The sequence below is a fragment of the Paraburkholderia sp. CNPSo 3272 genome, from assembly GCF_024206495.1.
Taxonomy (GTDB): Bacteria; Pseudomonadota; Gammaproteobacteria; order Burkholderiales; family Burkholderiaceae; genus Paraburkholderia.
Window position 1 is genome coordinate 493,163 of sequence record NZ_JAMBPQ010000001.1, and the last position, 9,577, is coordinate 502,739.

A 9,577-nucleotide genomic window follows, 5' to 3' on the forward strand; every position below is an offset into this window, starting at 1 on the left:
GATACGCGCCAGCGGCCTTACTTCTCAATGCCCATTTGGCGACGCTCATTTGGCGATGATCACGCCCTGCGCCTGCTGATGGAAATCGTCGAAAAACTTGTACTCGCCCGGATCGAGCGGCGCGATCACGACGAACGAGTCCGCGCCCGGTGCCAGCACCTTCTCCTTGCGCAGCTGAACGCTCTCGAACTCGGCCGCGCCCTTGCCCGTATTGCGCACCTCGATCTTGATGCGCTTGCCCGCCGGCACTTCGATGCGCGCGGGGTTGAGCTTGCCGTCGGCCATTTCGAGCTTGAACGTGGGCAGATCTTCGGCGTGCGCCGTCGTGGCCACGCCCGCCAGCGACACCGCAAACGACGCGCTGAGTACGAGCGCCGCAAACTTCCGCATTCCAGTCATTGGTTTTACCTGCTCCTTGCTGCCATTCATGCGGCGGCGCTGCACGAGATGCGCGCCGCCGCCCGAGCTGCTTCGCGACGGCTTAGTAGCCGCCCTTCTTGCCGATGCCCGCGAACGGGAAATCGTATTCCAGCGTGATGGGCTTGAACCACGGGCCCACGCCCGTTTCCTTGTCGACGTGACGGCCGAACGCCATGTGGCCCGTCTGCATCGGCGCATCCACGATCAGCTTGAGGTGGTACTTGCCGGGACCGGCCAGCTTCACGTTATCGCCATAGTGCGGGCCGTCGTTCGCGACCATCGGCATCAGGTCGCCCTTTTGCACGTAGCTCGAACCCGGCTTCGTCAGTTCGTAGTGAACCTGCAGATACGGCATCCAGTCGCCTTCGGCGAAACCGGTCGGGTTGTTCTTGACCGCGTGGATATCCGATTCGAGGTGAATATCGGAATCCGATGCCTTGCGCATCATGCCTTCGGGCTCCATCGTGATCGGCTGCAGATAGACCGCGCCGATTTCCATGCCGCCCTGGATGGCCTGCTTGCCGATCGGGTATTCAGCTGCGTTGGCGGCAAATGCCGCCGTGGCGGCCGCGATGACGGCAGTGCCGCGCACGAGAGTGTGAATCCGCATCGAAACTCCTGGTTTTTATATGAGGGGTGACTTCCCACTGAGCCTGCCGCATGCACATAAGAAAGTTAATGCGAACAATTCTCAATAATAGCGAAGTTTAACACCGATGCAGATGAGGGACAAATTCGGCGCCAGGAAAAGCCTCAGTGGAACAGGGTTTTAGCAGCGTTTAGTTAACAGAGGCTTAGGGCGCCTTACAGCACGGCTGCGGCCGCGAGAACACGAAAGCCAATGGAGGGGAAGGCTGCGATCGAGGCTGGCGCAGTGCGGCGTCCATGCCGCCCTGCCCGCCCGAACGCACAGGCTGCTCGAAGCCTGTCAGATCGGATGATCGCCGACGTTCGCCCCGAACACGCGCCGGCGCAGCACGGCGAGCTGGTCGCGCGTCTGCGCGGCCTTCTCGAATTCGAGGTTCTTCGCGTAGTCCATCATCTGCTTCTCGAGCTTCTTGATTTCCTTCGCGATCTGCTTCTCGGACATATCCTCGAACTTCGCGCGCTCCTGCTCCTCGCGCAGCTCGGCGCGGGCTTCATCGACGTTGTAGACCCCGTCGATGATGTCCTTGATGCGCTTCACGACGCCGCGCGGCACGATGCCGTGCTCTTCGTTGAAGTGCATCTGCTTGGCGCGGCGGCGCTCGGTTTCGTCGATGGCACGGCGCATCGAGTCGGTGATGCGGTCGCCGTAGAGGATCGCCTTGCCGTTCACGTTACGCGCGGCGCGGCCGATCGTCTGGATGAGCGAGCGCTCGGCGCGCAGAAAGCCTTCCTTGTCGGCGTCGAGAATCGCCACGAGCGAGACCTCGGGAATGTCGAGGCCCTCGCGCAGCAGGTTGATGCCCACCAGCACGTCGAACGTGCCCAGACGCAGGTCGCGGATGATCTCCACGCGCTCGACCGTGTCGATGTCGCTGTGCAGATAGCGCACCTTCACGCCGTGGTCGGCCAGGAACTCCGTGAGCTGCTCGGCCATGCGCTTGGTGAGCGTGGTGACGAGCACGCGCTCGCCCACGGCCACGCGCTCGTTGATCTCGCCGAGCACGTCGTCGACCTGGGTCGATGCGGGCCGCACTTCGATCACCGGGTCGACGAGGCCCGTTGGCCGCACGACCTGCTCGGCGATCTGGCCTGTGACCTTCTTCTCGTAATCGGCGGGCGTGGCGGAGACGAACACCACCTGGCGCATCTTGCGCTCGAACTCGTTGAATTTGAGCGGCCGGTTATCGAGCGCCGAAGGCAGCCGGAAGCCGTAATCGACGAGATTTTCCTTGCGCGCGCGGTCGCCGTTGTACATGCCGTTGAACTGGCCGATCAGCACGTGCGATTCGTCGAGGAACATCATGGCGTCGGTCGGCAGGTAGTCGACCAGCGTGGGCGGCGGCTCGCCGGGCAGCGCGCCCGAAAAGTGCCGCGAGTAGTTCTCGATGCCCTTGCAGAAGCCCAGCTCCTGAAGCATTTCCAGATCGAAGCGCGTGCGCTGCTGGAGGCGCTGCGCCTCCACGAGCTTGCCTTGCGCATGGAAGAACTCGAGGCGCTCACGCAATTCCGACTTGATGGTTTCGACGGCGCGCAGCACGGTCTCCCGCGGCGTCACGTAGTGCGACGACGGGTACACCGTAAAGCGCGGAATCTTCTGGCGCACGCGGCCCGTGAGCGGATCGAAGAGCTGCAGCGTCTCCACCTCGTCGTCGAACAGTTCCACGCGCACGGCCATTTCGGCGTGCTCGGCCGGGAAGATGTCGATGGTGTCGCCGCGCACGCGGAAGGTGCCGCGCTGGAAATCCTGCTCGTTGCGCGTGTATTGCATGGCGATCAGGCGCGCGATGACGTCGCGCTGGCCGAGCTTGTCGCCGTGGCGCAGCGTGAGAATCATCTGGTGGTATTCGGACGGATTGCCGATACCGTAGATCGCCGAAACCGTCGCGACGATCACCACGTCGCGGCGCTCCATCAGGCTCTTGGTGGCCGAAAGACGCATCTGCTCGATGTGCTCGTTGATCGACGAGTCCTTCTCGATGAAGAGATCGCGCTGCGGCACATAGGCTTCCGGCTGGTAGTAGTCGTAGTACGAGACGAAGTACTCGACAGCGTTGCGCGGAAAAAACTCGCGGAATTCGGCGTAGAGCTGTGCGGCGAGCGTCTTGTTCGGCGCGAACACGATGGTCGGGCGGCCGAGGCGCGCGATGGTGTTCGCCATCGTATAGGTCTTGCCCGAGCCCGTCACGCCGAGCAGCGTCTGGAACGAGAGGCCGTCTTCCACGCCTTCCACGAGCGTTTCGATAGCCGTAGGCTGGTCGCCGGCCGGCAGGTACGGCTGGTAGAGCTGGAACGGCGAACCTTCGTACTGGACGAATTTCGACTCGTCGAGCGCGGGCGCGTCGGCGACGGTGTGGTCGGGCATGGGGGCATCCTGTGCGCGGAGCAAACAACTATTCTAGCGTCTCGCCGCATCTTGCCGAGGGGCGAGCCTGGGTGGGTCTGGGTGAACCTTGGGGGGGCCTGGATGCTAGATGGGGTGCGGCGGGCGATGCTGCAAGGGCCGCGCGCGCAGGCGACGGGCGGCGGCCGTTGAACGCTGCGCAACGGCGCGCCGGAAATCGGCCAATCGTGCCGGAAACAGCCCTAAAAACGGCGCGGCGAATGGCAAATCCGCGGAAATCCCGCTTGAGGATTCGCTACAATACCGAGTTCCGTGGCCCGCGCAGCATGTGGCCCAACCGATCTTCCTTCACTTTTGCCGAACGATCATGTCCCTCTTTTCCGCTGTCGAACTCGCCCCCCGCGACCCGATCCTGGGTCTGAACGAAGCCTATAACGCCGATGCGCGCGCGACCAAGGTGAACCTCGGCGTGGGCGTGTACACCAACGAGGAAGGCAAGATTCCGCTGCTGCGCGCGGTGCGCGAAGCAGAAAAGGCCCGCGTGGAAGCCGGTCTGCCGCGCGGCTATCTGCCGATCGAAGGTCTCGGCGCCTACGACGCCGCCGTGCAAAAGCTGCTGCTCGGCGACGACTCGCCGCTGATCGCCGCGGGCCGCGTCGTCACGGCGCAGGCGCTGGGCGGCACGGGCGCGCTCAAGATCGGCGCCGACTTCCTCAAGCGCGTGAACCCGAGCGCCAAGGTCGCGATCAGCGACCCGAGCTGGGAAAACCACCGCGCGCTGTTCGAGAGCGCGGGTTTTGAAGTCATCGCGTATCCGTACTACGACGCGCAAACCAACGGCGTGAACTTCGAAGGCATGCTGAGCGCGCTGAACGGCTACGCCGCCGGCACCGTCGTCGTGCTGCACGCGTGCTGCCACAACCCGACCGGCGTGGACCTCACAATCGACCAGTGGAAGCAGGTCATCGAGGTCGTGAAGTCGCGGGGCCTCGTGCCGTTCCTCGACATCGCGTACCAGGGCTTCGGCGACGGCATCGCGGAAGACGGCGAAGTCGTTCGCCTCTTTGCCGCTTCGGAACTCAACGTGTTCGTCTCGTCGTCGTTCTCGAAGTCGTTCTCGCTGTACGGCGAGCGCGTGGGCGCGCTGTCGATCCTCACCGCCAGCAAGGAAGAGTCGGCGCGCGTGCTCTCGCAACTCAAGCGCGTGATCCGCACGAACTACTCGAACCCGCCGACGCACGGCGGCTCCGTGGTCGCAGCCGTGCTCGGCTCGGCCGACCTGCGCGCCATGTGGGAAGCGGAACTCGGCGAAATGCGCAACCGCATCCGCGCGATGCGCACGGGCCTCGTCGAGCGCCTCATGGCCGCCGGCGTGGACCGCGACTTCAACTTCATCAACGTGCAGCGCGGCATGTTCTCGTACTCGGGCCTGACCGCTGCACAAGTCGACCGCCTGCGCGAAGAGTTCGGCATCTATGCCGTGAGCACGGGCCGCATCTGCGTGGCCGCGCTGAACACGCGCAACCTCGACGTCGTGGCGAGCGCAGTCGCACAAGTGCTGAAATAAGCGCGTTCGTCAGCAAGACAGGCCGCTGCGAAGCGGCTTGCTGGCGCGATAAAAAAGGCGTCCGTTCCTGCGAACGGACGCCTTTTTCTTTGACGAACGCTTTGGAGAAGCCGCCGGCAAGCGTCAGCCGCCGTGGCCTCGCGAATCGCGATGGATATCGTGCGTGACGAAGCCCGAGTCGTTGTCCGGCTTGTCGAGCCAGTCCGGCTGCGCGAGCGAGGCGCGGATATCCTGCAAGCCGCTAGCCCAGTGCTCGTGCATGGTCGAGAGGCCGAACTGGTAGTCCTTGAAGTGCCCCTCGTATTCCTTCTGCCGGTAGATGAGGTGGATCACGTTGTACTTCTTCGAGCACGAAAGCTCGTCCGCCAGCGCGACCCACGGGTCGTTGCGATGCTCGGGCGCGACGCGGTCGAGAACCTCGCGCAGCACGTGCCGGTAACGCTGCGAGCGTTGCAGGATATCGGTCACGAGACGCGTGCGGCTCGAATACTGAATGTCCTTCACGCGGCCCTGCACGTCGATGAGGTTGTCGGGCACCGGCCCGCGCGCGCTCCAGAGATCGACCTGAAACGCGAGCGTGTCGCGCCGCGGCGTGGTCTGGATCACTTCATAGAGCGGCGTGTTCGACATCAGTCCGCCGTCCCAGTAGTACTCGCCGTCGATCTCCACCGCCGCGAAGCCCGGCGGCAGCGCGCCCGAGGCGATGAAATGCTCGGGACGCAAGGTCGTGGTCTTGTTGTCGAAGTAGACGAAGTTGCCGCTGCCCACGTTGACCGCGCCCACCGACACGCGCGTTTCGCCCGAGTTGATGCGCTCGAAGTCGCACAGGCGTTCCAGCGTGGCCTTGAGCGGCTTCGTGTCGTAGTAGCTGGCCGTTTCGGGCAAACCCGATCCATTGGGCAGCGGCGGCGGAAAGCGCGGCACGAAGAAGCCCTTCTGGCCTTCCACGATCGCGCCTACCGCCTGCATGGCCGTGAAGGTCTTGCGCACGGCGGCGTTCGCATTGAAAAGCGCATGCTCGACGAAGGGCGGCAACGGGAAGCTGAAGGCGGGCTGGCAGATCGTCTCCCAGAACTCGCGCAGCCGCGCCACGCGATGTTCGGGCGCATTGCCCGCGATGATGGCGGTATTGAGCGCGCCGATCGAGATACCCGCAATCCAGTTCGGCGCGATGCCGGCCTCGACTAGCCCTTCGTACACGCCCGCCTGATACGCGCCGAGCGCACCGCCCCCCTGCAGCGTGAGCGCGATGGTTTCCCATTCTTTCGCTTGCGCGCCACACTGCGAAACATGCGGCTGCGGTGCGTTCCTCTGCGGTGCCTTCCCGATACGTGCGCCGGTATGCGCGCCGACCTCGTCGTCGACTGCGCTCGACTGGACCTGCCCCTTCTTGCGTTGCGCCATTGCCGCGCCTCCCCGGCCCAATGCCTGCGTTATTGCATGAACCAGCCGTGGCTCACCACGAAAGACTGGCCCGTAAACGCTGCGCTCGGGAACGCCGAAAGGAACAGCACGGTTTGCGCGACGTCCTCGACGGTCGTGAAGATGCCGTCCACCGTGCCGCCGAGCATCACGCGCTTGACCACTTCTTCCTCGGAGATGCCGAGTTCCTTCGCCTGTTCGGGGATCTGCTTTTCCACGAGCGGCGTGCGCACGAAGCCCGGACACACCACATGCGAGCGCACGTTGTGCTTGCCGCCTTCCTTGGCGAGCACGCGCGCGAGACCGAGCAGCGCATGCTTGGCCGCGACATACGCCGACTTCAGCGGCGACGCTTCATGCGAGTGCACCGAACCCATGTAGATGACGACGCCGCCGCGGTCGTCCTTGTACATGTGCTTGAGCACCGCCTTGGTGGTGAGGAAGGCGCCGTCCACGTGGATGGCCTGCATCTTCTTCCAGTCGGAGAACGCGTAGTTCTCGATGGGGTTCACGATCTGGATGCCGGCGTTCGAGATGAGGATGTCGACCGGGCCGAGTTCGGCCGCGACGCGGTCGATGCCCTGATTCACGGCCTCCTCACTCGTGACGTCCATGGCGACGCCGATCGCCTTGCCGCCTGCGCCCTTGATCTCTTCGGCCACGGCATCCGCGCCGCTCTGGTTCAGATCGGCGATGGCGACAGCGGCGCCCGCCTGCGCTAGCGTGAGGGCGATCTGCTTGCCGATGCCGCTGGCCGCGCCGGTGACGACTGCCACCTTGCCATCGAGTTTCGTGTTCAGGGAGAGAGACGACATCGGGCACCTCCAGGTGAGTGAACGGGACAGGACAGGATGAAACCGCGGAGCGCGCGCCGTCAAACCTGACGAATGGCTTATGCCATCCGGCCGGATGTTGCGTCGCGGCCAACGAGGCTATTGTGCATGAAGGCGCCTCGTCGAAGCATCGAGCACGACAGGCGAAAGAGATTTTCGCCGCACTGCAAGGCGCGGCGCGCGGCGCAAGCCCGTTCAGCAGCAATGGCCAAGTCGTGCTAGCTTTATCGGCTCACAAGGAGGCGTTCATGAACTATCGGCGACTGGGCCGCTCAGGCCTGCAGGTAAGCGAACTGTCCATCGGCTCGTGGGTCACCTACGGCAACCAGGTCGACGCCAGGCTCGCGCGCGAATCGCTTGCAGCGGCGCGCGACGCCGGCATCAACTTCTTCGACAACGCCGAGGCCTACGCCGGCGGCAAGTCCGAAGAGCTCATGGGCCAGGCGCTCAAGGAACTCGCATGGCCACGCGTGAGCTATGTGGTCTCGACCAAGTTCTACTGGGGCTTGAACGAAGCGCCCAACCAGTACCACACGCTCAACCGCAAATACCTCATGAACGCCATCGACGGCTCGCTCAAGCGGCTGCAGCTCGATTACGTCGATCTCGTGTTCTGCCACCGTCCCGACCCGAACACGCCGGTCGAAGAAACCGTCTGGGCGATGAGCGACATGATCACGCGCGGCAAGGCGCTCTACTGGGGCACCTCGGAGTGGAGCGCCGACGAAATCCGCACCGCGTGGGAAATCGCGGAGCGCCATCACCTGCACAAGCCGGTCATGGAGCAGCCGCAATACAACCTGTTTCACCGCACGCGCGTGGAAGACGAATACCGCCGGCTCTACGAAGACATAGGCCTCGGCCTCACCACCTGGAGCCCGCTCGCCTCGGGTCTGCTCACCGGCAAGTATCGCGGCGGCGTGCCGTCGGGCAGCCGCGCGGAACTGCAGGGCTACGACTGGCTGCGCAAGAACGTCACCGACCCTGACAAGAACGAGATCGTCGGCAAGCTCGCCGAGTTCGCGAAACAACTCGACTGTTCGGTGGGGCAACTGGCGCTCGCCTGGATCCTGAAGAATCCGCGCGTGAGCACGGTCATCACCGGGGCCTCGCGCATCGAGCAGATCGGCGAAAACGTGAAGGCGCGCGACGTGGCGGAAAAGATCACGCCGGACGTCAAGGCGCAGATCGAGGCGATCGTCGGCGACGCTTACGACTGACGTAGGGCGCGTGTCCGCAAGGCGCGGCGCACCCGAAACCGTGAGGCGGGCTCACGCACGGGAGCAGCCGGACCGACGGCGTACCGCGGGTCACGTATTGCGGTGGCGTACAATACGCGGCCTCGCGGGCGGCGCAGTCATCGCGCCGCCGCTGCCATCTTCCCCGTTTTCACCGGACCTCGTGTCCCGTCCATCATGCTGAGCTACCGTCACGCCTTCCACGCCGGCAATCATGCCGATGTCCTGAAACACGCCGTCGTCGTGCAACTGCTGCATTACCTCGGCAAGAAGGATAAGGCGTACTGGTATATCGACACCCACGCAGGCGCCGGCGCCTATGCATTGCGCGAAGGCTACGCGACGAAGAACGCCGAGTTCGACACGGGCATCGGCAAGCTGTGGGGCCGCAACGACCTGCCTGCGGCGCTGGCGGACTACGTCGACGAAGTGGCGGCGTTGAACCCCGACGGCGAACTGCGCTTCTACCCCGGTTCGCCCTATCTCGCGTGGCGTCTCATGCGCGAGCAGGACCGCATGCGGCTGTTCGAATTGCACAGCACGGAAATCGACGTGCTGCGCCACCGCTTCCACGACGCGGGCCGCCGCGTGATGATCTACGCAGGCGACGGCTTCGACGGCATCAAGCCGCTCCTGCCCCCGCCGCCGCGCCGGGCGCTCGTGCTGATCGACCCGTCTTTCGAGGACAAGCGCGACTACGCGCGCACGCTGACCTGCGTCGAGGAAGGCCTCAAGCGCTTCTCGAACGGCACCTATGCGGTCTGGTATCCCCAGGTCACGCGACCCGAATCGCAGCGCTTCCCGGAGCAACTCAAGCGCCTGCAGAACAAGAACTGGCTGCACCTCACGCTCTCGGTGAGCAATCCACCCGAAGACGGCTTCGGCCTCTACGGCAGCGGCATGTTCATCCTGAACCCGCCCTACACGCTCGAAGCGGCGATGAAAGAGGCGCTGCCGTGGCTCGTGAAAACGCTCGGCCAGGACGCCGGCGCACAATTCAGGATCGAGTCGCGCGGAGACTGAGCCGCGAGATCGACCCCCTCGCGTTGCGGCGTCACTGCCCGGACGGTAGCGGTTGGGGAAGCGGCGTCGGGCGATGAGGGGGGCG

General features: G+C 64.5%; 8 protein-coding genes. 3 read left to right on the forward strand and 5 right to left on the reverse strand.

What is annotated here, in order from left to right:
• Positions 1-45: 45 nt before the first annotated feature.
• The 3 genes from M3I53_RS02370 to uvrB form a co-directional block, all read right to left on the reverse strand.
• Complete coding sequence (locus M3I53_RS02370; RefSeq protein ID WP_254314357.1) at positions 46-399, reverse strand: cupredoxin domain-containing protein; 354 nt, start codon at positions 397-399, stop codon at positions 46-48.
• Positions 400-481: 82 nt separating this feature from the next.
• Positions 482-1,030: an iron transporter gene (locus M3I53_RS02375; RefSeq protein WP_254314358.1), complete on the reverse strand. Its 549-nt coding sequence runs from the start codon at positions 1,028-1,030 to the stop codon at positions 482-484.
• A gap of 318 nt (positions 1,031-1,348) precedes the next feature.
• Entirely contained in the window at positions 1,349-3,430 is a 2,082-nt protein-coding gene (gene uvrB / locus M3I53_RS02380; RefSeq protein WP_254314359.1) for an excinuclease ABC subunit UvrB, read from the reverse strand.
• A 346-nt stretch (positions 3,431-3,776) separates the two neighbouring features.
• On the opposite strand from uvrB, the gene M3I53_RS02385 reads away from it, so the two are divergent.
• The gene (locus M3I53_RS02385) at positions 3,777-4,976 is read left to right on the forward strand and encodes an amino acid aminotransferase (protein WP_254314360.1); all 1,200 of its coding nucleotides are present in this window, start codon (positions 3,777-3,779) and stop codon (positions 4,974-4,976) included.
• Between the two features lie 123 nt (positions 4,977-5,099).
• Here M3I53_RS02385 and M3I53_RS02390 read toward each other — a convergent pair whose 3' ends face one another.
• Positions 5,100-6,380: a patatin-like phospholipase family protein gene (locus M3I53_RS02390; RefSeq protein ID WP_254314361.1), complete on the reverse strand. Its 1,281-nt coding sequence runs from the start codon at positions 6,378-6,380 to the stop codon at positions 5,100-5,102.
• 29 nt (positions 6,381-6,409) lie between these two features.
• Entirely contained in the window at positions 6,410-7,213 is an 804-nt protein-coding gene (locus M3I53_RS02395; protein WP_254314362.1) for a 3-hydroxybutyrate dehydrogenase, read from the reverse strand.
• Positions 7,214-7,479: 266 nt separating this feature from the next.
• Between M3I53_RS02395 and M3I53_RS02400 the strand changes: the two genes are divergently transcribed.
• Together M3I53_RS02400 and M3I53_RS02405 are read left to right on the forward strand one after the other, a co-directional pair.
• On the forward strand, positions 7,480-8,451 hold the full coding sequence (locus M3I53_RS02400; protein ID WP_254314363.1) for an aldo/keto reductase: 972 nt from the start codon (positions 7,480-7,482) through the stop codon (positions 8,449-8,451).
• Positions 8,452-8,646: 195 nt separating this feature from the next.
• Positions 8,647-9,492, forward strand: coding sequence for a 23S rRNA (adenine(2030)-N(6))-methyltransferase RlmJ (locus tag M3I53_RS02405; protein ID WP_254314364.1), 846 nt, complete (start codon positions 8,647-8,649; stop codon positions 9,490-9,492).
• Positions 9,493-9,577 lie beyond the last annotated feature (85 nt).

Excerpts from the sequence above, each read along its gene's own strand:
- M3I53_RS02370 (WP_254314357.1), bottom strand. The coding sequence starts at position 399 with ATGACTGGAATGCGGAAGTTTGCGGCGCTCGTACTCAGCGCGTCGTTT.
- M3I53_RS02375 (WP_254314358.1), bottom strand. The coding sequence starts at position 1,030 with ATGCGGATTCACACTCTCGTGCGCGGCACTGCCGTCATCGCGGCCGCC.
- uvrB (WP_254314359.1), bottom strand. The coding sequence starts at position 3,430 with ATGCCCGACCACACCGTCGCCGACGCGCCCGCGCTCGACGAGTCGAAA.
- M3I53_RS02385 (WP_254314360.1), top strand. The coding sequence starts at position 3,777 with ATGTCCCTCTTTTCCGCTGTCGAACTCGCCCCCCGCGACCCGATCCTG.
- M3I53_RS02390 (WP_254314361.1), bottom strand. The coding sequence starts at position 6,380 with ATGGCGCAACGCAAGAAGGGGCAGGTCCAGTCGAGCGCAGTCGACGAC.
- M3I53_RS02395 (WP_254314362.1), bottom strand. The coding sequence starts at position 7,213 with ATGTCGTCTCTCTCCCTGAACACGAAACTCGATGGCAAGGTGGCAGTC.
- M3I53_RS02400 (WP_254314363.1), top strand. The coding sequence starts at position 7,480 with ATGAACTATCGGCGACTGGGCCGCTCAGGCCTGCAGGTAAGCGAACTG.
- M3I53_RS02405 (WP_254314364.1), top strand. The coding sequence starts at position 8,647 with ATGCTGAGCTACCGTCACGCCTTCCACGCCGGCAATCATGCCGATGTC.